Consider the following 25,307-nt stretch of genomic DNA (forward strand, 5'->3'; position numbering starts at 1 on the left):
TGAAAAATAAATAGCATGAAGAACTTGATTGATCAATTACATAACAAGCGGACCCTAAGTGCTGAAGAATACAAAGCACTACTCCTTTGCCAAGACGCTGATACTTTAAAGTATCTGCAGGAGCAGGCACGGGAGGTGTCACTTGAACAGTTTGGCAATCGGGTATTTATTCGTGGGCTGATTGAGATTACCAACCATTGCCGTAACAATTGCTATTATTGCGGCATACGGAAAGGAAATCAATCTGTTCTCCGTTATGAGTTGACACGGGAAGATATTCTGGAATGTTGTCGTGAAGGGTATACCCTCGGTTTCCGGACTTTCGTCTTGCAAGGTGGTGAAACATCCTCTGTAAAAGATGATTTTATCCTTGAAACTGTTACTGCTATACGTCGTGAGTTTCCGGATTGCGCCATCACACTATCATTAGGCGAAAAGTCCCGTGAGACTTACGAGCATTTCTTCCGGGCGGGTGCCAATCGATATTTACTCCGCCACGAAACGCATAATGAAAAACATTACCATCATCTGCACCCCGATAAGATGTCTATCAGACAACGCCTGCAATGTTTGGCATGGCTGAAAGAAATAGGATATCAGACAGGAACAGGTATTATGGTAGGCAGTCCGGGACAAAACACCGATCATCTGGTGGAAGACCTCCTTTTTATAGAGCAATTTCATCCTGAAATGATAGGAATCGGTCCTTTTATTCCGCACCACGATACCCCGTTTGCAGCATGCCCGCCGGGAAGCATAGAGATGACTCTGAAACTTCTTTCCATCTTCCGGTTAATGCATCCGAAGGTGTTATTACCCTCTACCACAGCATTAGCAACGCTTGCACCGGATGGACGAGAACGCGGAATACTGGCAGGAGCCAACGTAGTAATGCCAAACCTTTCTCCCCCGGAACTACGGAACAAATACTCACTTTATGATAACAAAGCCTCTTTGGGAGCCGAAGCTGCAGAAGGCTTACAACAATTAGAAGAAAAACTGACGGTTATCGGATACCGGATATCGAAAGAAAGAGGAGACTACTAATCACTAATCACTCACCCCTAATCACTAAAAAACGTGTATAATGTAAGTTCAAAGCAGGCAGAAGAGTTCATCGATCACCAGGAGATACTGAATACGCTGGACTATGCCCGTACCAATAAAAACAACCGTGCCCTCATTGAGAGTCTGCTCGAAAAGGCAGCCTCATGCAAAGGCTTGTCCCATCGTGAAGCCGCTCTACTGTTAGAATGCGACCAGCCCGACCTGACGGAACGTATCTTCCATCTGGCACGGGAAATTAAGCAAAAACTATATGGCAATCGCATCGTAATGTTCGCCCCGCTATACCTTTCCAATTATTGTGTGAACGGATGCGTTTACTGCCCCTATCATGCAAAGAACCGCACTATCGCCCGCAAGAAATTATCACAGGAAGAAATACGCCGGGAAGTGATTGCCTTGCAGGATATGGGACACAAACGTCTGGCACTGGAAGCCGGCGAAGACCCGCTACGCAACCCCATCGATTATATTCTGGAATCTATTCAGACCATCTATGGTATTCATCATAAGAATGGTGCTATCCGGCGGGTAAACGTGAATATTGCCGCTACAACGGTAGAGAACTATCGTCGGCTGAGAGATGCAGGTATCGGTACTTACATTCTTTTCCAGGAAACCTATCACAAGGAGAATTACGAGACCCTGCACCCCACAGGTCCTAAAAGCAAGTATTCCTATCACACCGAAGCTATGGACCGTGCCATGGAAGGTGGTATCGACGATGTAGGTATAGGTGTATTATTCGGGTTGAATACCTATCGATACGATTTCGTAGGATTATTGATGCATGCCGAACATCTGGAAGCGGCATTCGGTGTCGGACCGCATACAATCAGTGTACCCCGTATCTGCCCGGCGGATGATATTGAAACAAAAGATTTCCCCAATGCCATTTCTGATGAAATGTTCTGCCGCCTCGTTGCGGTAATCCGCATTGCAGTGCCTTACACCGGAATGATCATTTCCACCCGTGAATCGGAAGCTGTACGACGTAAGGTATTGGAATTAGGTATTTCACAAATCAGTGGCGGCTCACGTACCAGCGTAGGCGGATATGCCGTACCGGAAACGAAAGAAGAGAACTCGGCCCAATTCGATATCAGCGACCGCCGCACACTGGATGAAGTTGTAAACTGGCTGCTCGATCTGGGACATATCCCCAGTTTCTGTACGGCTTGTTATCGTGAAGGGCGGACGGGTGACCGTTTCATGTCTCTTGTCAAGCGGGGACAGATAGCAAATTGCTGTCAGCCCAATGCCTTGATGACTCTGAAAGAATATCTGGAAGATTACGCTTCACCCGAAACCCAGGAGAAAGGTATCCGCCTCATTCATGAAGAGATGGAACGCATCCCGAATCCAAAAATCCGGGAAATAGCTCTGCGAAACCTGCATGAGATAGAGGAAGGGAAAAGAGATTTCAGATTTTAGGCACGGATTACGCGGATGAACGCGGATTTTTTATAGCGCAGCCTTTAATCCGTGAAATCCGCGTAATCCGCGCCTAAAATGATCAAATCCCCATTTATTAACCCCTTAATATTGAGACTAATGAATCAGACTCCTAATGCCAACCGCCTACACATCGCCCTCTTCGGACGGCGAAACAGTGGAAAATCCAGTCTTGTCAATGCCTTGACAGGGCAAGATACCGTTATAGTCTCCCCCACTCCCGGCACTACTACTGATCCTGTGACAAAAGCAATGGAAATTCATCCACTCGGTCCGTGTCTGCTTATTGACACTCCGGGCTTCGATGACGAAGGCGAGCTGGGAGAAATGCGCGTAGAACGCACCTTGAAAATAATTGGAAAAACCGACATCGCCCTGTTGCTTTGTGAAACCGGAGACGCACAGGAACAGGAATGGCTTCAACGATTGAAGGAACGAGGCATCCCTGTCATATTGCTTCTGAACAGAGCTGACGCACGCCCCAATACGACAGAGCTGGCAGAACAGATAAAAGCAAGTTGCGGACAGCCTCCCATCATCGTCAGTGCCAAAGACGGCACAGGTATCGAAGCCATCCACCGCGCCATTCTGGAAAAGTTACCTGCCGATTTCGGAGAACAAACCATCACCGGGAGCCTCGTAGCAGAAGGTGATGTAGTAGTGTTAGTCATGCCCCAGGACCTTCAGGCACCTAAAGGACGACTTATCCTTCCCCAAGTACAGACAATCCGCGAACTTCTGGACAAGAAATGCCTGATTATGAGTTGTACCACAGATAAGCTGAAAGATACACTACACGCACTTGCCAATCCCCCAAAATTGATTATCACGGACTCGCAAGTATTCCACACCGTATACGAACAGAAACCGGCTGAAAGCCGACTCACTTCCTTCTCCGTACTCTTTGCCGGCTACAAGGGAGATATACACTATTATGTAGAAAGTGCATTCGCCATCGACCGACTAACGGAACAATCCCGCGTATTGATAGCCGAGGCCTGTACCCATGCTCCACTGACAGAAGATATAGGCAGAGTAAAAATCCCCCACCTGCTGCGTAAGCGAACAGGTGAAGGATTGCAGATAGATATTGTCTCCGGAAATGATTTTCCAGAAGATTTATCCCCATACAATTTGATTATCCACTGTGGCGCCTGTATGTTCAATAGAAAGTATGTACTGAGTCGCATTGAACAGGCACGTGCGCAACAAGTACCCATGACAAACTACGGAGTAGCCATTGCCCACCTCAACGGCATACTGAACAAGATCGTGTACTAAGGGAAGACCTCCCACCCCACTAAGGAGAGACCTCCTGGCTCCCTAAGGGAAGACCTCTCATTCCCCTAAGGGAAGAGTTTATATACCGTCTGATATAATAAATTATACCGGGTGGTATATCTTTTTATACCGAGCGATATATGAACTCTCTCCTTAGGCTATCGCTAACTGCTTCCTTAGGCTATTGGCAACTGCTTCCTTATAACCGAAGCTACTCCAGTTCCTCCAGCACCTTCTTCACATCCACAGCCTGAAGCCTCCCGTACACCTTCTCTCCAATCATCACTACGGGTGCCAGTCCGCACGCTCCTACGCAACGCAGACAATCAAGTGAAAACTTCCCGTCCGGTGTCGTCTCTCCGACTTCGATGCCCAGCACGCGCTTGAATTCTTCAAGCAATTTCTCCGAACCACGTACGTAGCACGCCGTTCCCATACACACCGAAATAGGATGTTTACCTTTAGGAGTCATCGTAAAGAAAGTATAGAATGTTACCACACCATACACACGCGACACCGGAACATTCAGCTTTGCAGCAATCAGGCGCTGCATCTCTTCCGGCAGATAGCCGTGCAGATGCTGCGCTTCATGAAGTATATTGATAAGTTCGCCCGGCTGGTTGCCATGCTTGTCACAAATAGCACGCACTTGTTCGGCAACGTCACAGGCTAATTTGATATCTGACATAGTTTCTCCGTTTTAATAAGTTAATCAATCGCCTTATTGAAATAATGCGTATGCAGCAACCGCTCCGCAGTCTCACTCAGCGGTTTACCCAGATATTCCTCATACAGAGTCTTGATGTACGGATTCTCGTGCGATTTACGCAAAGGCTTCTGTGCATCTTCCCGATACAGTGCATTGGCACGTGCATACAGCACCTCCGAGTTGCCATGATGCAACGGTTGTCCACCTCCACCGATACAGCCACCCGGACATGCCATAATCTCAATCACATGATACTCATTCCGTCCATGGCGAATATCTTCCAACAATTGACGCGCATTACCCAGACCATGAGCAATACCCACCTTCAGTTCAAAACCATCCAGATCAATCGTCGCACGGCGCACACCGGCCAGACCACGCACCTGCTCAAAGTTTACATTCTCCAATGTCCGCCCGGTATAAATCTCATAAACCGAACGCAATGCCGCTTCCATCACACCACCGGTCGTTCCGAAGATGACACCGGCACCTGTTGAAGCTCCCATCGGATGATCAAATTCCTTATCCGTCAGTAGCGTAAAACCTACGTTAGCACGTCTGATAAGTCGTGCCAGTTCACGGGTGGAAATAGAATAATCCACGTCCGGACTGCCATCTGTCTTAAACTCATTGCGGTCGCACTCATACTTCTTCGCTAGACAAGGCATAATAGATACCACTACCAGCTTTTCACGCGGAATACCCATCTTCTCCGCCCAGAATGTTTTGGCAATGCTACCGAACATCTGCTGCGGCGAACGTGCCGTAGAAGGAATATCAAGCATATCGGGGAAATGATGTTCAAAGAAATTCACCCATGCCGGACAACAGGAAGTCAGGATAGGCAGGCGAACCGATTTATCCCCATTCATATAACGTGTCAGGCGATTCAATATCTCGGCACCTTCTTCCATGATGGTAAGGTCGGCGGCAAAGTCTGTATCAAATACATAATCAAAACCCAATTCACGAAGGGCGTACACCATCTTTCCCGTTACTAACGTCCCGGCAGGCAGTCCGAATTCTTCTCCCAGAGCCGCACGAACGGCCGGAGCTGTCTGTACAATAACTACCTTATCCGGATTTTCCAGATCCAGCAACAAGCGGTTAGTATGATCGCGTTCCGTCAATGCCCCTACCGGACAAACAGCTACACATTGTCCGCAATAAGTACATTCACTATCGCTCATCATCTTATCGAAAGCCGGAGCAATCGTAGTATTGAAACCACGACGAATGGCTCCCAAGGCGCCTACCGTCTGCACTTCATTGCATACACTCTCGCAACGTCTGCAGAATATACACTTATCCATATTCCGCACAATGGACGAAGTGACTTCACGCTTACGAGGCGAAAGTTCCCCACCATTATAAGGCATCCGCCGGATATTAAAACGTAATGCCAAAGTCTGCAACTCACAGTTGCCGCACTTCGGACAGGTAAGGCAATCATTCGGATGATCCGAAAGTATCAATTCAGCCACCACCTTGCGGGCATTCATCACACGCAGGGTACTGGTACGCACCACCATTCCTTCTGTACAACGGGTGGCGCAGGCGGGAGCCAGATTACGGCGTCCTTCCACCTCCACGACACAGATACGGCACGAAGCCGGATTATTCTTAACGCAAGTCCCCTTCAAATCAATATGGCAAAGGGTAGGTATATCTATACCGATTTTCCGTGCGGCTTCCAGGATAGTCGAGCCTTCGGGTACGGTAATATAATGGCGGTCTATTTGCAGGGTTATTTGTTTTTCTTCCATTTTCTTTCAGTTTACAAGGTTACAGTCAACAAGGTAACAAGTCTTCGAGGCAACTTCCTTGTCCCCTCGTCAACTTGTTTCCTTGTTCCCTTAAACAACATTGATTGCTTTGAATTTACAGCGTGCCATGCACATGCCGCACTTAATGCACTTGTCCGGATTGATGACATGCGGTTTGCGCACATCACCCAGAATAGCATCCGCCGGACAATGTTTAAAGCAAAGATGGCAACCGATACATAGTTCCGGATTAATGGTATAAGTCAGCAATGCTTTGCACTGCTTCGCCCGGCAGGTTTTATCCCTCACATGCTCTACGTATTCATCATAAAAGTTATTGAGCGTAGACAGTACCGGATTGGGTGAAGTCTGTCCCAACCCGCACAAGGCGGTATCCTTTATCACCTTTCCCAATGTAGAGAGTGCATCCAGATCTTTCATCGTGCCTCGTCCTTCGGTTATCTTGTTCAACATTTCCAGCAGACGCTTGTTACCAATACGGCAGGGCGTACATTTTCCACATGATTCTTCCACCGTAAAATCAAGATAGAAACGTGATACAGAAACCATGCAATCATCTTCATCCATTACAATCATACCACCGGATCCCATCATCGATCCTTCCGCCAGCAAGTTGTCAAAGTCAATCGGTGTATCCAGGTGCTTTTCTGTCAGGCATCCCCCCGAAGGTCCGCCCGTCTGCACCGCCTTGAATTTCTTTCCTCCCTTAATGCCACCGCCAATTTCATAAATCACCTCACGCAGTGTCGTACCCATTGGCACTTCTATCAAGCCGACGTTGTTAATCTTACCGGCCAGGGCAAATACTTTAGTCCCTTTCGAACGTTCCGTACCGATAGAAGAGAACCACTCCGCTCCCTTTGTCAAGATAATAGGAATATTGGCAAGCGTTTCCACATTATTCACATTGGTCGGCTTGCCCAGATAACCAGCTTCGGCAGGAAAAGGAGGTTTCAAGGTAGGTTCACCGCGCTTTCCTTCCATAGAGTGGATAAGCGCAGTTTCCTCACCGCATACGAATGCTCCCGCTCCGTAACGTATCTCAATATCAAAACTGAAATCCGTACCGAATATGTTCTTTCCCAGCAACCCGTATTCACGTGCCTGGGCAATAGCAATTTTCAATCTTTGTATGGCCAGCGGATATTCTGCCCGGATATAAACCAATCCTTTCGGAGAACCAATGGAATAACCGCAAACTGCCATAGCCTCAACAATGGAGTGCGGATCACCTTCCATGATGGAGCGGTCCATAAAAGCACCGGGATCCCCTTCATCGGCATTACACACCACATATTTCATGTCGGCTTTCTGCTTATTGGCAAACTCCCACTTCAGTCCGGTAGGGAAACCACCACCGCCACGTCCGCGAAGTCCAGAACGTTTTATCACGTCAATCACTTCCTCCGGCTTTTTATGGAGCAGACTATCTGCCAATGCCATATAACCATCCAGTGCAATATATTCCTCAATGTTTTCGGGATCGATAAAACCACAGTTACGTAAAGCGATGCGCATCTGCTTCCGATAGAAATCCATGTGCTTGGAGTCACTGACGGTCTTCTCCGTCTTCGGATCGATGTAGAGCAGCCGTTCTATCTTCCGTCCCCCGATAATATGCTCTCTGACTATCTCGTCGGCATCATCAGGAACCACTTGGGTATAGAAAGTGTTATCAGGGATAATCTTTACGATAGGTCCCTTTTCACAAAAGCCGAAACAACCGGTAGTGATAATGTCCACCTTGTCGGCAATATTATTTCTCTCGAGTGCTTGCTGAAGACGTTCAGCAATAATGTGGCTGTCGGATGCCTTGCAACCTGTACCGCCACAGATCAGAATTTGCAGATGCTCGGTTCCCAATGCCAACCCACAGCATTGCGCCGCAACCGTCTCATTGCTTTCTTCACGTAGCAAGAGCGTGCCTTCTGCCCTTTTCTTGATAATTTTCAGATCATGGATAGTTAGTACTTTCATTTTGTAATAGATTTGGGGTCGGGAACAAAGATACAAAAAGACTTGATATTACAAAAGGAAAGCAATAAAGATTGCAGGAGGGAGAATACGCGGTTATAGATTACAATATGATATAATTCACAAATAACAATATATAAGTATTCACGAAAAGGATATTCACTATTTATAGGTATTGCCCCATCTCCTCATTTGTGCGACCTTTGCAGCAAACAAAAATCAGCTTATGGAAGAAATACTGAAGCGGACAACAAACGGTTTTATCTCCTTTTGTACTAAGTGCCACGCCTACCATGTAGAGTTCGGCAATCTTTTCTTCACCTTCACGGAAGATGAATTCGAACATTTCTGCCAATATATCAACTCTATCGACGGCGAATATTATCAAGAGTTGAACAAGGACATGAAGAACGCCCGCAAGATATTTCTCCGGATGCCGGTAAAAGGCTTTTATTGCGCCCTCTATCCGGATGAACTGAAGGAATTGAGACGCCTGATCGACTTCTCCCTGACAGACGACGCCATTGAAAGTGCATTATCCCTGGAAAACTATTGTTTAAATTAAGAAGATAATTATGAAAATTGAAAAGATTGTAGCCCGCGAGATACTCGATTCACGCGGTAACCCCACGGTAGAAGTGGACGTAGTTTTGGAATGTGGTGTTATGGGACGTGCAGCCGTACCATCAGGCGCCTCAACCGGTGAACACGAAGCACTGGAATTACGCGATAAAGATCCGAAACGCTACGGTGGTAAAGGAACTTTGAAAGCCGTAGAAAACGTAAATACTGTCATCGCTCCGGCCCTCATCGGCTGGTCGGCATTGGAACAACGTGCCATTGACAAGAAGATGCTGGAACTGGACGGTACTCCTACTAAATCAAAATTGGGTGCCAATGCCATTCTGGGCGTTTCTTTGGCTGTAGCCAAGGCTGCTGCAAATTACCTCGACATACCTTTATACAGATATATCGGCGGAGTAAATACTTACGTTATGCCTGTCCCCATGATGAATATCATCAATGGTGGTTCACATAGCGACGCTCCCATTGCTTTCCAGGAATTCATGATCCGCCCTGTAGGTGCACCTTCTTTCCGTGAAGGCCTGCGCATGGGTACTGAAGTATTCCACGCCTTGAAGAAAGTATTGCACGACCGCGGCCTGAGCACTGCCGTAGGAGATGAAGGAGGTTTTGCCCCTGCATTGGACGGTACTGAAGATGCACTGGATTCCATCATGGCAGCTATCAAAGCAGCAGGCTACGAACCGGGTAAAGATGTAAAAATCGGTATGGACTGTGCATCCTCTGAATTCTATAAGAATGGAGTGTACGACTACACTATCTTCGAAAGTGAGAAAGGTAAGAAGCGTACTGCGGATGAGCAGATTGATTACATGGAATATTTGATTAATAAATACCCGATTGACTCTATTGAGGACGGAATGAGCGAAAACGACTGGGACGGCTGGAAGAAGTTGACCGAACGTATCGGCGATCGTTGCCAGCTGGTAGGAGACGACTTGTTTGTAACAAACGTAGAATTCCTTGCCAAAGGCATTGCTATGGGCTGTGCCAATTCTATCCTCATTAAAGTCAACCAGATCGGCTCGCTCAGCGAAACGCTGGATGCTATCGAAATGGCTCACCGCCACGGCTATACCACGGTTACTTCCCACCGCTCCGGCGAAACGGAAGACGCCACTATTGCCGACATCGCCGTAGCAACCAACAGCGGGCAGATCAAGACCGGTTCGTTAAGCCGTTCCGATCGCATGGCTAAGTACAACCAACTGTTGCGCATCGAAGAAGAACTAAACGGACTTCCAGTATATGGCTACAAAAGAATAAAATAATGCTTTGTAGTGAATAAGTCATAAAAGCAAATGCGGGTGCCTGTGAAGGTACCCGCATTCGCATTATACAATATGAATAATAAAAAAGGTGCCCATGCGAGCACCTTTTTTATTGTGTGTATAACTTATTTCTGAACTTCCCCTTTTTCATTGAAAAGGACCGAATTCTCTGTACCGGCTGCATCCACCAATGTTACCTTGTAAGTCTTAGTTCCATCCTCAGCAACTTCAACAGCTGCCTCTTTGATGGTCGCTTCCGAGTAGTTTTCTTTAATGGCATCCTGAACTGCCTGCGGGAGTTCCTTCACATCAATCGGTTTAAACTCGTTGATCATCGTTGCGATTTCAACATCTGATACCATGTTGTTAGCAAATGCTACTGAAGTACCCAATCCCATTACCAATGCTACTGCTAAAAATAACTTTTTCATAATTCTAATTGTTTAAGTTAAACATTTCTTGTTTGCTCTCACATTACATAATGCAAGACGCATGCCAAAGCTATTACCAAAACAGTATTAATCTATATATCAACCACTTATACTAAGACAGTATAAAATTAATTTTCCGATTTTGAGTATTTTTTCCACAATTATGTGGATATCCGTCCACAGTAATAAACACCCTATAAAACCATCACCTTCTTATTTCTGAATCCTAATATTAGAAATATGTAAGTAGAAGTATTGCTTCATAAATCCAATATAAATCAGACTAAGTAACAAGATGGTACACAATAAATATAAATAGCGATAATTCGAGAAGTATATATACCCAATTATTACAACTACCTGCATAGCCATATAAATCAGTGAAACCGCTACATGAGGTATCTTCAATTCATTAGCCATCAACTGATACATATGTTTGCGGTGAGGTAAACCAATGTTCTCATGAAGCATCAGTCGATGAATGATAGTCAGAACACTGTCGACACCATAAACGGACAACAGGATAATCCAACTGAAATCTTCAGTCTTTATAATCAGCCTCCCTATAAGGAAGAGGAGAATAAAAGCAATGCTTACAGAACCAACGTCACCGGCAAAGCACTTCGCTTTCTTACGGAAATTAAAGAAACAAAATACTAGAACAGAGCATAGAACTGTATAAATCAAAACAGGTTCTACAAACTCCTTTATTTCAGCATTAATATAGGCCAATGCACTTAGAACAATTAATGAGTAACCACCGGTAATGCCATTGATTCCATCCATGAAATTATAAGCATTAATAATACCTGTACAAACTATCAATGCGATAATTATCCACCACCACGAAAGAGAAAACAGCCCCCATTGGTAAAACATTAAAACCATAGCGATAAAGTGAAATACTAACCGCAAACCTTGAGAAGTGGAACGAATGTCATCTACAAAACTGATAAAGGTAATTAGAGTTAATGCTAACATGAACCAGGGATATTCCCACTCATTACTCAAGAAATAAGCCAAAGCGCCAAAATAGAAAATGATTCCGCCACCACGCAAAGTAATCCGGGTATGAGAACTTCTCTCATTGGGCTTATCGATGATATTGCACTTATCAGCTATTCTAAAATAAAAAAGTTCTGCCAGAAATAGCAGAACCAGTATAATCAGGTAATACATAACCGTACTTGCCCCTTTAATTTTAATTCTTTATTATTAATTTGAAAACGATCTTATCGTTTTCAAAATTCCATCAGCAGCACGAACAGGCATTCGTTCAATGCCAAGTGCAGCTTTAATCTTTTCATTGCTCACCACATAATTCTCAGTCAACTTCCGCAAACGATCCATATTCAAAGGTAAATGAAGCAGTGTTCCCACACCTGCACAACCTTCCATCATCTTCCGATTCACCTTCCAGATATGAGGTTCTTTGCCCATAGCCTCACACATGAGAGCAATCAATTCATTGGTAGACAGAGCTTCATCATCACCCATGTGATAAATACCACTCGCTACATTTTTTGTCAACAAACCTTCCACTACATAGCAAAGGTTATCTATAGAAGTAAATGACCTCTTATTTTCAAAATCTCCCAACGGCCAAGGAATACCCTTCTTTACCACATTATAAAGCAGATTCAAATTTCCCTTGTTACCCGAACCATGAATCATACAGGGGCGAAGAATATACACCTGCTTCCCATCATCATGCAGCTTTAATTTTTCATTCTTAATTCTTAATTTATCGAGAATATAATTCTCAGCTGCTATCTTACTCTCTCCGTAAGGTCCCAATGGCATAGGTATCACATCCTCCCTCAACGCATCTCCTACTACACTATCGGCAGCAGCCTTCACTGAACTGAAGAATATGAACTTTTTAGCTGTAGATTCCAGAAAGAAATCAAAAATCTTCTGCGTCAACCCTACATTGATATCAAAATAAACCTGCGCAGCAGATTGATTCTTTGTATCATGTGCTTTGCCTGCAAGATGAATGATAGCATCAAACTGAACATTACAAAGCACTTCTAATTCGCTCCACAAAAACGTTCTTACTACTCCTTCTTTCTCAGGCGTAACAATATCCAACCCATAAAGAGTATGATGCTCCTTTAAAATCATAGCAACATTGGAACCCACAAAGCCGTGAATGCCAGTAATAAGTATGTTCATTTAAATAAAATTTTAAATCAGAGACATATTTCCTCTAGATAGCGGTTCACAATTTGACGTTCATCAAACTTCGCTATCACTCTTTCACGGCCATTCATACCCATTTCTCTTATTTCTTTCTCAGACATTGACAACACTATTTCCATCTTAAATGCCAGGTCATCAACATCTTTAGGTTTACACAATACACCGTTATAACCATCTTGCACAATATCCCTACACCCTACATTATCTGTAGCAAGAACCATACGTCCCATAGCACAAGCCTCCATCAAAGAACGAGGTACTCCTTCCCCATAAAAAGTAGGTAAAACCATACAATCCGATTCTTCAATATTTAGACGCACATCCGGAGATGAGCCTAAATACCGAACAAGTCCTTCCCTTTCCCATTTTCGGATTTCTTCTTCCGAAATAACATCTTTGCTTAATCCGTCAACCAATCCCAACAACTGAACTTCAAAACCACCGACTCCTTTCTCATGAAGTCGTTTTACAGCTTCCACCAAGTACTCTAGTCCTTTTTCACGAAGCATACGTCCCATATACAGAAAAACAAAAGGTGTATGTCGTTTATAGTCTGCATAATTAAAAAAGTGAATATCTACCCCCTCTCCCGGCAATATTTCAATTTTCCTTTCTTCAATTATATGTTTCTGAAGGAAAGCATCACGGTCATCTTCATTCAAGACCCATACTTTACGGGAGAACCTAAAAGCAAACCGATAGAGTCTCCACACAATCTGCGATATAGTTCCCCGATTTTTAAATACCGAACCTGTTCCTGGTACCACCGACAATGAGGAAATACTATTTATACCTGAAGCTATCGAACCGTAAATATTAGGCTTTATTGTATAATGCACAATAAAATTAGGTTTCAACTGGTGGTATTTTTTCAAAAAGCCTACAAGTAATTTGAAATCTCCAAACAGAGAAAACTTGGGTCCTATTCGGTAGGGTATATGAACTGCCCCTGTTTCCGTAATCCTATCTACATAATATTCGTAGGGTTCGGGAGACATCACAAACACCTCATACCCATGAGCAATAAAAGCCTTAGCCACAGGTAGACGAAATATACAGAAACAACGGGTAGAGTTATCTACAAACAAGATTTTTTTAGACATAGAAAAGATTGTTAGCGTCCGTAAGCATTGTATCATCCTAATATGTATACACATTGCGGTTGTCTGATTGCAATGCCTTTATATCACTATCCAAGCAGAATAGTATTTATATGCCAATAGTGACATTATCTTATAACTGTAAGTTTTATTACAGAAATACAAAAATTAATTTTGTTGAGCTTTCTTTTTATAAAATACATATATATTCAAAAACAACAGCATAAATAAAAATATAAAGTTTGTACGATACCGAATGGCCGAACCTGGATTAAAAATACCAAAAGGATAATGTAGAAAACAAATACCTACTATTATAATAGAGTAAACAGAAAAAAACATAGCATGCACTTTTGCTCTCACTAAAAAATGAAAAAATATTTTTCGGCAGAGATAAATAAATAATCCTATCATAAATAAGCTTTCTAATCCCGCCACCAAATGTGATGGTTTCATTACCATTTCACTTAATGTGGGTCCATAAAAAGCTTCCAACATTCCTAATGGTGCCTTACGGAAAAAATCATCTTTTTGTAGCCAAATATTATCACGAGTAGATTCTGCACTATCTAAAGAAAAATGAATATACATCATATCAGCATATTCATTGACAAGGTCACGCATTAAATACAATCCCAACAAGTTACATCCAATAAAAAAAACACCTACTCCAAGTTTTCCTTCTGGTGTTTTGAATTTTTCATTTATCACATAAACAAGAATCAATGCTTGCAAGATAAAAGGAAAATATTGTGGCTTAAAAAGGAGACATAAATACAAAGCCAAAAAGTCTCTTTTTCGGACTTGATATTTTCGATTAAAAAAGTTTATAAGTAAAACTCCAAATATTGCAGAGAAAGCAAGTCCGAATATTTCTTTAGAACAAACCGATGTCCAAATACAGAAATTTGGCAAACTAATTAACACCAATAAAAAAGATGAATTGACAAATTTCCTTAAGTTTAACTCATTTATCGTCCACTTCACTATCCAAAAAGAAATCATCATAAAAGGGAAGTTAGAGATTATATTTGTTCCCCCAAAAAGAGTACCTATTAAGCCACCAATACAATCCATTAGAGAAGTCGAATTATAAAAAATGGAAATAGTAAAATTAATTCCTGCGCCCAAATAACGTTGGGTATCTCCTAACGTCGAAATACGTCCAAATACTAATATAGCAAAAAGAAGATAAAAAAAACGAATTATGAAATAGGTAAACCAAAAACAATCAATTTTACAACTATATTTCATGCATAAACACAATCACAATATTTCAAATTTAATATAAAACTAGGTTTAGATATACGCCAATTGATTATAATAGTATTCCCACTTATCGCATATGGCTTCTATATCAAAAATAGTAGATTCATGCTTGTTTTTCTCTCCTATATATTTTAATTGCTTAGGAGACATTAAAACTACAACCTCCATCTTGCGCATGAGTTCTATTGAATTTCTTATAGGAACAACATATGCTGGATCTACAATTTCTTGGGCTACCATTGTTGAAATTATAGGCAAAGAAGCAGCTTTTGCCTCAATAATAGTCATAGGCAAACCTTCCCACGCAGAAGATAATATAAAGCAGTTAGCCGCACTATAATAATCTATGACATTAGAATGTGCTCCTGCTAAAAAAACATTATTATTTAGTTTATACTTATGAATCAGAATTTCTAATTTACGTCTCAGTTCCCCTTCCCCTAAAATCAATAATTTAACCCAGTTATATTTAATATATAACATAGAAAAAGCTTCTATAAGATTTATTTGATCTTTAGCTTCTGTCAAACGACCGACGTTTAAAAATAAAAATTCATTCGAAGATATTCCATATTGCTTTCTTATACATTCTCCTAATAATTCGTTCCTTCCAAACTTCTCTAAAGCCAATCCATTATAAACAGTAAACGTTTTTTTAGGAGAAAAAACGTTTTGATTAATAAAATAAGTTGTTGCTTCATTAGAAACATTCGTGTTAATATCAGATAACCAGTCTGTTAGCCTATAAAAAAACATACGTACATTACTTCCAATATTCTTATTATGTTCAGTTGTTATTAATGCAAAAGAATGATTAAAAGCATGTAGGATGCGAGAAAAAATATTAGCATGAAACATATGAGAATGAACAACCTGAGGATGAAACACACTAACATAGCGTTTAGCAAGAAATAGCATTTTTATCAAGGAATATAAATTCTTTTTCATTCCTCCTCCTAATATGATAATATTTTTATCAATGAGATATGACAATCGATTATTACCTGTCAAAAATAAAAGACTAACTTTATGCCCCCGCTTACACATCTCATTCGCTATATTTATCGTTACGATCTCAGCACCACCTATTCCCAAGCCAGTAATAATATATAAAAGATTCATAATATTTTTTTACATTTACACGAACAACAGTCCAATATACATATACCAACAAGGTATCATACATTTATTATATTTAACTTCCTCATTTTTTTTTAAAGACAAAACGCCGTATTTTACCTAAAATATGAGTAATTTGAGGACCGACAAAAGCTGCTATATAATTAATAACCATTTGTTTTTTAGGAAGCCAAGAACCTGCAAAATAGTGAATGCAATAAGTATTTTTTGTAGATAATATTCTTCCGCAAGATTTAGGAGAAAAATAATCTTGTGGATAAATAGTAAATAAACCTAAGACATCCTGATAAGTGTTGTCTTGTTTCAATCCACATTTACACATATAATTGGTAATTGTTACTACATTGGTTGTTAAATCTAATTTTCCATCTAATTTAATAAAATGTCGTTCCTGATAATATTCCAAAATTTCTTTCACCCAAATTCCCCCTTTCTCACTTGCTATAATACCTGTTGAAATTGTTGTCTTACTTTCAAATCCGAGAAAGGCACTATGATGCAAAAAAACATCAAGATTACGTACAACTTCAACATCTGTATCCATATAAATACCTCCTTCCATATACAAAGCATATAAACGTACATAGTCTGCTACAAAAGCAAACTTTCCAGCTTCATAGGCTTCTTTTACATAAGGAATATTATTAATATCAAAATTTTGCTCATTCCATTCTTTTATCTCATAATCAAAAAGATATTCTTTCCAAGAGGCAATACATTTCTGAGCTAAATCAGGTAATATTCTTCCGCCAAACCAACAGTAATGAATAATTTTAGGTATCATAACAGTATTGTATATCCATCATCTAATAATATATAAAATCACAATAAATACTCTCTACGATAAGGATTTGCATGATCACTAACTTTTCTGGCCGGTATCCCAGCTATGGTAATTCCTATATCTTCAAAGCTCCGATTAACAACAGCATTTGCTCCAATCTGGCAATTACTCCCTATTTTTATTTTCCCAAATAGTTTAGCACCTGGACCTATCCAGACATTATCACCTATAATAGGACAATCATCTTCAGATTTTCCTTGCATTCCAATATTCACTCCTTGATGAACATCACAATATTTGCCAATACGAGCATTAGAATTAACAACAATAAGGCCTGTGTGATTAATCCTTAACCCGCCGTCAAATACGTTTATAGGAATATCAAATCCTAATCTTCTTCCTATACAATAATGCCTATATTTATACCAACATAAAAGTAATTTATGAACAAAAGACTTATCACGATTATTAAAATAATATTCATGATATCTGAGAGTTATTTCAAATTTCCATACATCATCACCTATAAACCGAGGTTTTCTTCTTTTAATACCTAATGCATATTTGTCCATTGACAAATAACATTTCAAATCATGCCTTGTAAAAATCATCTACGCTTATCCCCTTTATATTTTTAAATATTAAATTTATTATATCCAAATTCTCTACCTATCTACTTAAAAGAGTATTTACAAGCTTATCCCAGCTAAATTCATTATTCACTTTACTAACATTATTCATTGCGTATTCTTCCAATCCAGCAAGTGAAGTATTGTATATAGTCATCATTTTTTTTGAAAGCTCCGTAACATCAAAACAACATAATAATCCATTCTTACCATTTTCCACCAATTCTTTTATTGCAGTTATAATATTCTCACCATCAGGATTGTAACCTATAACCGGTAAACCTGATGCCATTGCTTCCAAGGTAGTTTGTCCAAAAGCTTCATAACGAGATGTCATCATAAAACAGTCTGATAAATTATAAAATTCAGCAGGTTTTATTGTTGAATCAAAAAATACAATATTCCGTTCATTTTTTTGCTTAACAAGATTTACTAGTCGCTTCTTCTCAGGTCCATCTCCAACTATTAAAACCTTAGAATTAGCTTTTACATATTCAGGTAATATTCCATAAGCCCTAATGACATCCTCAAAACCTTTAGCCTCAATTATACGTCCTATACATAAAAAAATGAAACAATTTGCTAATCCGTAATTCTCTTTACATATTTTTCTCCTTTGTTTATCAAACTTAAAAATATCTGTTGCTACCCCAGGTTTAACGATTAAAATCTCCCTTTCTCCAATAAAGTCCAATATTTGTCGTTTCATATTTACACTAAAAACAGCACAGGTTGTACATCTCTTTATTGCATTTTTTTGTAACCACATATACATACGAATATTAGTTTTTAGCAAAACTAATTTCTTCAACTTCGTTATAAAATCAACATGAGAGTTTCCTCTATCATCCAGACCTTTAACCATACTTGGAACTAAATAAATAATATTCTTAAAGCCAGCCAAATAAGCAGCATAGGCAATAACATGACTACGTATTACTAATTGTGTCCTAGCACCATACTGTTTTTTCAATTGAAGAAAGCCTATTAATGCAGAAAGCAAAAGGAACAAAGGGTCAATTAACGCAAATGGTCCCCATGAATGTATCCTCCAAAAACGAATAATATCAACACCTCCCTCGTTCTCTTTTTTAGGTAATCTTTTATCTTTTTCTAAAGAAGAATCACTTGCAAAAATCACAGCATTATATCCTTTTTGCAAAATAGTTTGAGACATATAATATATAGAGTTTTCAATACCTCCATAAAATGGCTTATACGTAATATTTGCAAAAATCACAGTTCCAGCCTTGTTTTCCACTTACTTTTTTCTTATAAATTTTAATATAGCTATGGCAATATCATCTCTTTTACCGCCATAAGCGTGACTTTCTCTTCCCGAAAATTTATATTTTTCAATATTAAGATATACCTTTTCTAGTATGCTTTTCACCTGGCTATCTTTACTTTTTTTATAATAGAGACAAAGAGTATTAAAGACCCAGGCATCAGAACGTACCATATATTGTTTCATTTGTGGAACTCCATCAGAAGACAATATTGGATAAAAATAAGTACCATTCCAAGAAAATTGCTTAATCCAAACAATAATTTTCTCTATCAATCTATTAGCTCCTTCTATTTTACACCCCAAACTATCTTGAGCCATCATCAATCCAGAGGCTACAGAACAAAGCCCCCAAACATGAATATGATCTTTAAAAAATATTGTGTTATTAGTGTATGGAGTTATTTCAAATCTCTTAGATAAAGATATCACATGTTCTGAAGCATTTTTAATCATTTCTGCCTGAAGAGTATTAGGACTCACTTGCTGAGCATAAGAATGAACTTCTACTTGTTGCATTTGATGATAATAGTCTATTTTACTTAGCATTATCTCAGAAATATCCTTTCTTTCTTGTACTGGATAATACCAAAATTTACCCGGATCAGACTCTGAACTATACATTGATTTTTCAAGATAATTAATCATACCTTGATATATGGTTGAGAGTTCAATATCTTTTTTCTGAAAAACTCCTATATAATACCCCAAAGCAGCACAAACAAATGAAGTTCCATTATAAACCATTATTTCAGAAGTTGTATAGGGAGAATATGGAATCGCATAAACTCCTTCTGATACTTTTTTTACATTCTTTTTTATCCAACACACTGCTCTATCTGCATAAGGTTGGATATCATCATAAGCGCTAAAAACACGTGCGTACTCTGTTAGTGCAAGTAATCCAACCATCTCTGGAGAGGTAGAGTCCCCTTTTTTATGCATCATTCCAAAAAAGAAATCATATCCGATATCGAATCCTCCATCAGGCATTTGTATTTTCTTCAATATTTCCACAACTTTCTCTGACCGCATTTTCCATTTCAGTTTTTTTGTTGCTTCATACATTCTCAAACATCCCAGCAATGCTTCATATACCGTTTGACTACAATACCTCACTTTAGGATATGGAAAAATAAACCGATACACATACACTAAAATACCCTTTACATTTTTCATTTCACAAACATTTTAATAAGATAAAATATATCAGTTTTTAGTAACCTCACAACAATAAATACAGCAAAAACGAGCAGTGCTATTCTTGCAAATATATCAACAAAAACAAACGATAAGAATATCAATACAATCAATAATAAAAAGACTATAAATAATATTTTTATATCAAAATGTTGTATTCTACATTTCTTTACTAACAAATAGGCTAAATTAAGCTGTGCAATTATCGTACTTATAATAAAAGAGACTACAATACCTAGTACACCATGAGTTCTTACAAAAATGAGAGATAAAACTATTTGTATAATTACCATATAGGTATTCATTAGAAAAAAAGAAAGATTTTTTTCTTTGGATATTATTATCATAGAATGGATATTGCCTAAACTTCCTATAAAATATCTAATCACTAATAATAAAAAGCACAAAGAGTTCAGTTCCAAATTATTACTAAATATGGATAATATTTCACGATTAAATAAAACTAAAACAGAAGATATTAAAAACGTTAATAATAAAATATAGCGAGCAATCTTATTATATTGTAATGTCAATTCCAAGTTTGCCTTTTGGGTGTTATCTGCCAATATTGTAGAAAAACCAGACTGAAAAACATTCCCAAGCCTAATAGGAAGAAAAGTAATAAGACTTGCTATTTGAACAATTAAAAAGTATTGAGCTAATTCCATTTCGCCCAAATACCCTAAAACTAAAATCTGATCAGCATACCCATAAAGAAAAGTCAATATTGTTCCTAAATGTACGAAAAAAGCCTGACTCCAATAGCCTTTAGGCAGATAGTATTTAATATGAAATCCTTTACGGGGTACAAAATAGCATAAAAAAATTACAAAAACGAAACACCAGACTGAACCTATTAAGCACAAAAAAGTATTAAACTCATAGCCTACAAATTTAGGCAATAAACCTATAGTGATTAGTAATAAAAAGACTGTTACAAACAAGATCTGCGCACTATTCAATATAGCGGATAATTTATATTCTCTTAATCCTATTAAAGTATTAACTCCTGTTTGTCCAAAACCATAAAATATAATAAAGAAAAAGACAAGTAACCAATTTGAAATTTGCAATGTTCCAATTATATTATTTGGTAATTTGGAATAATACAAAAAGAAAACCACCGACATCAATATCATTAATATTGCCGAGTTTAGATATGAACTAAAAACAAATTGCGATTGCTTTGAAGGATCCTTTATTTTAGGTAGAAAAGTTGAATAAACATTTGTTGCTCCAAATACAAAGAATGTATTCACAAGACCTATAAAAATATTGATAGAAGCAAATGCTGATACAAATTCTATACTTATAGAACTTAACAGCCAATTCCTCACATATCCCAAAGGCAAAGAAAGAAAAGAAAAAAAAGCAAAAAAAACAACACCTATTGCTAATTTATTCTTGTCATTAACCATTATGTTTCCCATTCAATATAGTTATAGTCTACTATCTATAATACTTCGTTCTAAATAACCCTTCACATCATAAATGACATGAACATATTTCACTAAAGATTGAATATTCATTTTTAAAAACTCTTTATGTGCTACTGCTAAAATTACAGTATCAAATTTGTCTATTGGTAATTTATTTACGACTGCAATACCATATTCATGCTTTACAGACATTGGATCAACCCATGGGTCGTAAACTGTTATATTATTGGTATACTCAGAAAGAACACTATATATATCAACGACCTTAGTATTACGGATATCAGGACAATTTTCTTTAAATGATATCCCCAAAATCAGAATTTTAGACTCCTTCACCACAATTCCTTTCAAATTCATACATTTAATTACCTGATTGGCCACATAAGCCCCCATTCCGTCATTCAAACGACGGGCGTTGTACATTATTCGTGGTAAAACACCATATACTTGTGCTTTCTGGATTAAATAATATGGATCTACACTGATACAATGACCACCCACCAAACCTGGTTTTAATTTAATAAAATTCCATTTAGAAGCAGCAGCGTCTAGGACATCATTAGTATCAATTCCCATTGCATTAAATATTTTAGATAGTTCATTCATAAATGCAATATTTACATCACGCTGGGAATTCTCTATTATTTTTGACGCCTCTGCAACTTTGATAGACGGAGCTTTATGAGTTCCATTAATAAGAATTGAATTATATAAAGCATCTACAAGTTCAGCTATTTCCGGAGTCGATCCTGACGTTACTTTTTTGATCTTTTCTACAGTGTGTTCCTTATCGCCAGGATTAATACGTTCAGGAGAGTAACCTGCATAGAAATCAGAATTATATTTCAAACCTGATACCTTCTCTATTACAGGTAAACATTCTTCTTCTGTAACTCCCGGATAAACCGTAGATTCATAAATTACTATATTATTTTTTGATATAACTCTGCCTACAGTTGCACTCGCACCAATTAATGGAGTCAAATCAGGCCTATTATCTGTATCAACTGGAGTAGGTACTGCAACAATATATATATTACAATCTTTAATATCATCTATATTGGATGTACATTTAAAACCATTCTTAAGCGCCGCCTGTAACTGCTCATCAGAAATCTCCAATGTTACATCATGCCCATTATTTAATGCATTAACACGCTCCTGATTCATATCGAATCCTATAGTTTGATACTTAGTAGAAAAAAGTCTAGCTAATGGAAGTCCCACATAACCTAAACCAATAACACAAATCTTCTTATTTTTCATTTCTCTATTTTTATAGCACCTTTAAAGTTATCATACACATCACAGCTTCAGTCAATACAACAATATGGATAAGGATTATCCGCAATATTTTTCAGCTCTTCTATGATTTCTGTTTGTTCAGAATTCAAAGTTGCCTTATCCCAACTATCAATAATGTCATAGGCCTCCTGAAGCAAAGATTCTTCATAAATCTCCCCATAACAAAAGGTCAGCAAACGAACTTTTAGTAAAGAAGGGGGAAGCTGTTTCAGGATATTGCAGATACGGTCTAAAACAGCTTGTTTCTTTTCTCTTTTATCTCCATAGTCATAGATGGTAGCATTATAACCCATTAGAAGAGCTAAACAAAGGTTGGCTTCTTCTTCGATACCGGAACTTTTTGCGACAAAAAGAGAATCCGATTCTACAAGAACCTCCTTGTTCAGTCGAGTAAAATCATCTGAATAAATGGGTTCACCGTCCATACCAAGATACATAAGCTTATGAGCCAAATGCTGAAGCTCACGAGCACAGGAAAGCAGATCATTCATTGAAATATGAGTATGATATGATTAAATATTATTTTATTATCTTCAGATAGGATTTTGGTACTTTTACACTGGCTGTCAAAATACCATTAATGCGAATAACGACGTATGTCTTATTGGCTTCTGTAGTTATTTCTCCTTCGATACCACGAAAATCACCTTTAACAACCTTGACTTTATTCCCGATTGTGAGAGGTTCGTTGTCAAAGCTGACTCCGTCCGGATTCAAATCCATGACAAACATGAAATCCTTCATCTGTTTATCGGGAACAACAAGCATGGAGTGAGTGAAAAGATCCTTCATATAGAAAAGCTGTACACCATAAACATTAGAAATGTCACAGGCTGTTTGCTTGGTGGCACAAACGAATATCAAATTGCGGATAACAGGGACTTCACTACGCTTCCGACGATATTTCAACTGAGATATTACAATTTTAGTAGGAAGATAATAGTCAATATCCAATTTTTCGTCGGATTTCAGCTTCTCAAGCAACTTGCCGATTGCAAATTCTTGCTTATCACGTGTACGAGCTGCAAACCAATACTTCTGAGTTTCAACCACTTGCAATAAATAAAATCAGGAATATTACTTTAGATATGGATACGCTTCGCGGCTTGAGCAAGGCATTTCCTTTTTCAAGCTGAAAATAGATAAACCAAGTTGTCATCTACTTTAATACACTGAGAACGAATGGATTAACAAAGAAAAATGTCTTTTAATCGTTCGTTTAAAAGATGGCATTTTAGCCTGTATCCACCCTAAGATTCTTTCGGCAAAAAGACAAGTGTAAAATCACAATTTTATTTCAGGGATAACTAGTTATAGATTAGTAATATATGACACTAGTTAAAAGCCAAATCGATTTTATTTATCAGAATATTTTGTTGTTTCATTTCAAGACATTATCTTTGTGAACATTAAACGAACGATTAAAAAACACCCTCTACTTATCACAATCATTATTGACAGTAATAAGTTTCCTTCTACTCTTATCCTCTATTTCATCATCATCGCAGCTTATTTTGATAACTTCTCAATGTTGCATTTCTTTTTTAATAATGTACGTGCGTATATATACGCACAGGCGCGTATTTCCCTACTTTTTCTTTAGACCTTGTTACACACACTTTATATTAATAGGTAGGTGGGGCTACCACCTATTACATCATTTTGTGTATCACACACAGAACAGAAAAGTTTCATTTTTATATACCAACATGATAGTTTTCACGATAATAACAGTTAATTTTGCTTTCGAATGCAAATTTAAAATAAATTACTAACATCTAAAATTGTAGTTTTATGACTAAAAAAACACAATCTTGAGCATTGAGCTCATAAGTAAAGATGCCTGTGGCATCGAGATCGAAAGAAAAGGAAACAGGATCGACATCCTGTTGGTTGAAAATGAACCGGTTGACCAGCAGGTCGTAGTCAGGGCGGAAGAAAGAATAGAGTTCCTCACTCCCTGGATAAACATGCTTATCCATCATAAAAAAGAGGCGGGACTCAAAGGGACAAAGCATTTGGCAAGGAAGCTGTATCGCATGGCAAGGTTCGAGAAAGGGAAGCATGAGGAAGGATTTCTGACGATGGAAAGCATTAATACCGAAATCATTAGCTTAAGGAAAAAAATCAGGGAAGAGAAACTGGGAATGGAAAAGAAGAAGAAAAAGAAGTAGGAATTCAATATTGTGCAAAAACGCCTTTTCGGTTGAAAAAGGCGTTTTTGCCATTCCGGATATTATACCCTACTTCGCGCCGCCAACAAGGCAGACTAAAACAACTAACAAAGAAATGGAAAATATTCCGGTTACCGCATACAGCGGATTCAGCAACGTTCGGGGAGAGATAACCCTGAGAAAAGTAATTGAAAACATCACAAAGGGAGTACACGC

23 protein-coding genes are annotated in these 25,307 nt (G+C 38.8%); 6 read left to right on the plus strand and 17 right to left on the minus strand.

Features of this window, described 5'->3' with window-relative positions; genetic code table 11:
- Positions 1-15: 15 nt before the first annotated feature.
- From hydE to hydF, 3 genes are all read left to right on the plus strand, one after another.
- A complete protein-coding gene (hydE, locus tag DWW10_RS17385; protein ID WP_022393652.1) occupies positions 16-1,047 on the plus strand; it encodes a [FeFe] hydrogenase H-cluster radical SAM maturase HydE in 1,032 nt (343 codons plus the stop codon).
- A 33-nt stretch (positions 1,048-1,080) separates the two neighbouring features.
- The gene (gene hydG / locus DWW10_RS17390; protein WP_022393653.1) at positions 1,081-2,499 is read left to right on the plus strand and encodes a [FeFe] hydrogenase H-cluster radical SAM maturase HydG; all 1,419 of its coding nucleotides are present in this window, start codon (positions 1,081-1,083) and stop codon (positions 2,497-2,499) included.
- 120 nt (positions 2,500-2,619) lie between these two features.
- Positions 2,620-3,801 (plus strand): [FeFe] hydrogenase H-cluster maturation GTPase HydF, encoded by a 1,182-nt coding sequence (gene hydF, locus DWW10_RS17395; RefSeq protein ID WP_118422002.1) that lies wholly within the window; start codon positions 2,620-2,622, stop codon positions 3,799-3,801.
- Positions 3,802-4,012: 211 nt separating this feature from the next.
- Here the strand turns inward: hydF and nuoE are convergent, their stop codons facing one another.
- The 3 genes from nuoE to nuoF form a co-directional block, all read right to left on the minus strand.
- The gene (nuoE, locus tag DWW10_RS17400; protein WP_007665079.1) at positions 4,013-4,489 is read right to left on the minus strand and encodes an NADH-quinone oxidoreductase subunit NuoE; all 477 of its coding nucleotides are present in this window, start codon (positions 4,487-4,489) and stop codon (positions 4,013-4,015) included.
- A gap of 20 nt (positions 4,490-4,509) precedes the next feature.
- Complete coding sequence (locus DWW10_RS17405) at positions 4,510-6,276, minus strand: NADH-dependent [FeFe] hydrogenase, group A6 (RefSeq protein WP_007209909.1); 1,767 nt, start codon at positions 6,274-6,276, stop codon at positions 4,510-4,512.
- Positions 6,277-6,366: 90 nt separating this feature from the next.
- Entirely contained in the window at positions 6,367-8,274 is a 1,908-nt protein-coding gene (gene nuoF, locus DWW10_RS17410; RefSeq protein WP_029429070.1) for an NADH-quinone oxidoreductase subunit NuoF, read from the minus strand.
- 223 nt (positions 8,275-8,497) lie between these two features.
- Between nuoF and DWW10_RS17415 the strand changes: the two genes are divergently transcribed.
- Positions 8,498-8,836 (plus strand): DUF6686 family protein, encoded by a 339-nt coding sequence (locus tag DWW10_RS17415; protein WP_007209912.1) that lies wholly within the window; start codon positions 8,498-8,500, stop codon positions 8,834-8,836.
- Between the two features lie 10 nt (positions 8,837-8,846).
- Entirely contained in the window at positions 8,847-10,127 is a 1,281-nt protein-coding gene (gene eno, locus DWW10_RS17420) for a phosphopyruvate hydratase (protein ID WP_118422003.1), read from the plus strand.
- A 125-nt stretch (positions 10,128-10,252) separates the two neighbouring features.
- Here eno and DWW10_RS17425 read toward each other — a convergent pair whose 3' ends face one another.
- From DWW10_RS17425 to DWW10_RS17490, 14 genes are all read right to left on the minus strand, one after another.
- Positions 10,253-10,558, minus strand: coding sequence for a hypothetical protein (locus DWW10_RS17425; protein WP_118422004.1), 306 nt, complete (start codon positions 10,556-10,558; stop codon positions 10,253-10,255).
- Positions 10,559-10,771: 213 nt separating this feature from the next.
- Positions 10,772-11,737 carry an MraY family glycosyltransferase gene (locus DWW10_RS17430; protein ID WP_118422005.1) on the minus strand — a complete coding sequence of 322 codons (966 nt, stop codon included), beginning with the start codon at positions 11,735-11,737 and terminating at the stop codon, positions 10,772-10,774.
- Positions 11,738-11,773: 36 nt separating this feature from the next.
- The gene (locus DWW10_RS17435) at positions 11,774-12,736 is read right to left on the minus strand and encodes an NAD-dependent epimerase/dehydratase family protein (protein WP_118422006.1); all 963 of its coding nucleotides are present in this window, start codon (positions 12,734-12,736) and stop codon (positions 11,774-11,776) included.
- A 17-nt stretch (positions 12,737-12,753) separates the two neighbouring features.
- Positions 12,754-13,866 (minus strand): glycosyltransferase family 4 protein, encoded by a 1,113-nt coding sequence (locus DWW10_RS17440; protein ID WP_182021454.1) that lies wholly within the window; start codon positions 13,864-13,866, stop codon positions 12,754-12,756.
- A 165-nt stretch (positions 13,867-14,031) separates the two neighbouring features.
- Entirely contained in the window at positions 14,032-15,117 is a 1,086-nt protein-coding gene (locus DWW10_RS17445) for a hypothetical protein (protein ID WP_118422008.1), read from the minus strand.
- A 45-nt stretch (positions 15,118-15,162) separates the two neighbouring features.
- The gene (locus DWW10_RS17450) at positions 15,163-16,254 is read right to left on the minus strand and encodes a glycosyltransferase (protein ID WP_118422009.1); all 1,092 of its coding nucleotides are present in this window, start codon (positions 16,252-16,254) and stop codon (positions 15,163-15,165) included.
- Positions 16,255-16,336: 82 nt separating this feature from the next.
- Entirely contained in the window at positions 16,337-17,056 is a 720-nt protein-coding gene (locus DWW10_RS17455) for a glycosyltransferase family 32 protein (protein ID WP_118422010.1), read from the minus strand.
- 38 nt (positions 17,057-17,094) lie between these two features.
- Complete coding sequence (locus DWW10_RS17460; RefSeq protein ID WP_259320501.1) at positions 17,095-17,628, minus strand: serine acetyltransferase; 534 nt, start codon at positions 17,626-17,628, stop codon at positions 17,095-17,097.
- Positions 17,629-17,725: 97 nt separating this feature from the next.
- Positions 17,726-18,946, minus strand: a complete 1,221-nt coding sequence (locus DWW10_RS17465) for a glycosyltransferase family 4 protein (RefSeq protein WP_118422012.1) — start codon at positions 18,944-18,946, stop codon at positions 17,726-17,728.
- Entirely contained in the window at positions 18,947-20,152 is a 1,206-nt protein-coding gene (locus DWW10_RS17470) for a hypothetical protein (RefSeq protein ID WP_118422013.1), read from the minus strand.
- Positions 20,149-21,603 carry a lipopolysaccharide biosynthesis protein gene (locus DWW10_RS17475; RefSeq protein WP_118487141.1) on the minus strand — a complete coding sequence of 485 codons (1,455 nt, stop codon included), beginning with the start codon at positions 21,601-21,603 and terminating at the stop codon, positions 20,149-20,151. Before DWW10_RS17475 ends, DWW10_RS17470 begins: the two co-directional genes overlap by 4 nt.
- Positions 21,604-21,612: 9 nt before the next feature.
- Positions 21,613-22,878 (minus strand): nucleotide sugar dehydrogenase, encoded by a 1,266-nt coding sequence (locus tag DWW10_RS17480; protein ID WP_118422015.1) that lies wholly within the window; start codon positions 22,876-22,878, stop codon positions 21,613-21,615.
- Positions 22,879-22,925: 47 nt separating this feature from the next.
- Positions 22,926-23,408 (minus strand): UpxZ family transcription anti-terminator antagonist, encoded by a 483-nt coding sequence (locus tag DWW10_RS17485; protein WP_118422016.1) that lies wholly within the window; start codon positions 23,406-23,408, stop codon positions 22,926-22,928.
- Positions 23,409-23,436: 28 nt separating this feature from the next.
- Positions 23,437-23,970, minus strand: coding sequence for a UpxY family transcription antiterminator (locus DWW10_RS17490; protein ID WP_118422019.1), 534 nt, complete (start codon positions 23,968-23,970; stop codon positions 23,437-23,439).
- 761 nt (positions 23,971-24,731) lie between these two features.
- Between DWW10_RS17490 and DWW10_RS17495 the strand changes: the two genes are divergently transcribed.
- Positions 24,732-25,091 (plus strand): hypothetical protein, encoded by a 360-nt coding sequence (locus tag DWW10_RS17495; protein WP_118487142.1) that lies wholly within the window; start codon positions 24,732-24,734, stop codon positions 25,089-25,091.
- Positions 25,092-25,307 lie beyond the last annotated feature (216 nt).

The sequence above is a fragment of the Bacteroides intestinalis genome (assembly GCF_003464595.1).
Classification (GTDB): domain Bacteria; phylum Bacteroidota; class Bacteroidia; order Bacteroidales; family Bacteroidaceae; genus Bacteroides; species Bacteroides intestinalis_A.

What these genes read in the sequence shown, in the direction of transcription:
- DWW10_RS17450 (WP_118422009.1), bottom strand. Translation starts at nt 16,254, where the DNA reads ATGAATCTTTTATATATTATTACTGGCTTGGGAATAGGTGGTGCTGAG.
- DWW10_RS17440 (WP_182021454.1), bottom strand. Translation starts at nt 13,866, where the DNA reads ATGTCTAAAAAAATCTTGTTTGTAGATAACTCTACCCGTTGTTTCTGT.
- DWW10_RS17430 (WP_118422005.1), bottom strand. Translation starts at nt 11,737, where the DNA reads ATGTATTACCTGATTATACTGGTTCTGCTATTTCTGGCAGAACTTTTT.
- DWW10_RS17470 (WP_118422013.1), bottom strand. Translation starts at nt 20,152, where the DNA reads ATGAAAAATGTAAAGGGTATTTTAGTGTATGTGTATCGGTTTATTTTT.
- DWW10_RS17455 (WP_118422010.1), bottom strand. Translation starts at nt 17,056, where the DNA reads ATGATACCTAAAATTATTCATTACTGTTGGTTTGGCGGAAGAATATTA.
- hydE (WP_022393652.1), top strand. Translation starts at nt 16, where the DNA reads ATGAAGAACTTGATTGATCAATTACATAACAAGCGGACCCTAAGTGCT.
- DWW10_RS17435 (WP_118422006.1), bottom strand. Translation starts at nt 12,736, where the DNA reads ATGAACATACTTATTACTGGCATTCACGGCTTTGTGGGTTCCAATGTT.
- DWW10_RS17415 (WP_007209912.1), top strand. Translation starts at nt 8,498, where the DNA reads ATGGAAGAAATACTGAAGCGGACAACAAACGGTTTTATCTCCTTTTGT.
- DWW10_RS17425 (WP_118422004.1), bottom strand. Translation starts at nt 10,558, where the DNA reads ATGAAAAAGTTATTTTTAGCAGTAGCATTGGTAATGGGATTGGGTACT.
- nuoE (WP_007665079.1), bottom strand. Translation starts at nt 4,489, where the DNA reads ATGTCAGATATCAAATTAGCCTGTGACGTTGCCGAACAAGTGCGTGCT.
- DWW10_RS17485 (WP_118422016.1), bottom strand. Translation starts at nt 23,408, where the DNA reads ATGAATGATCTGCTTTCCTGTGCTCGTGAGCTTCAGCATTTGGCTCAT.
- DWW10_RS17445 (WP_118422008.1), bottom strand. Translation starts at nt 15,117, where the DNA reads ATGAAATATAGTTGTAAAATTGATTGTTTTTGGTTTACCTATTTCATA.
- DWW10_RS17475 (WP_118487141.1), bottom strand. Translation starts at nt 21,603, where the DNA reads ATGGGAAACATAATGGTTAATGACAAGAATAAATTAGCAATAGGTGTT.
- DWW10_RS17480 (WP_118422015.1), bottom strand. Translation starts at nt 22,878, where the DNA reads ATGAAAAATAAGAAGATTTGTGTTATTGGTTTAGGTTATGTGGGACTT.
- DWW10_RS17405 (WP_007209909.1), bottom strand. Translation starts at nt 6,276, where the DNA reads ATGGAAGAAAAACAAATAACCCTGCAAATAGACCGCCATTATATTACC.
- hydF (WP_118422002.1), top strand. Translation starts at nt 2,620, where the DNA reads ATGAATCAGACTCCTAATGCCAACCGCCTACACATCGCCCTCTTCGGA.
- nuoF (WP_029429070.1), bottom strand. Translation starts at nt 8,274, where the DNA reads ATGAAAGTACTAACTATCCATGATCTGAAAATTATCAAGAAAAGGGCA.
- DWW10_RS17460 (WP_259320501.1), bottom strand. Translation starts at nt 17,628, where the DNA reads ATGGACAAATATGCATTAGGTATTAAAAGAAGAAAACCTCGGTTTATA.
- eno (WP_118422003.1), top strand. Translation starts at nt 8,847, where the DNA reads ATGAAAATTGAAAAGATTGTAGCCCGCGAGATACTCGATTCACGCGGT.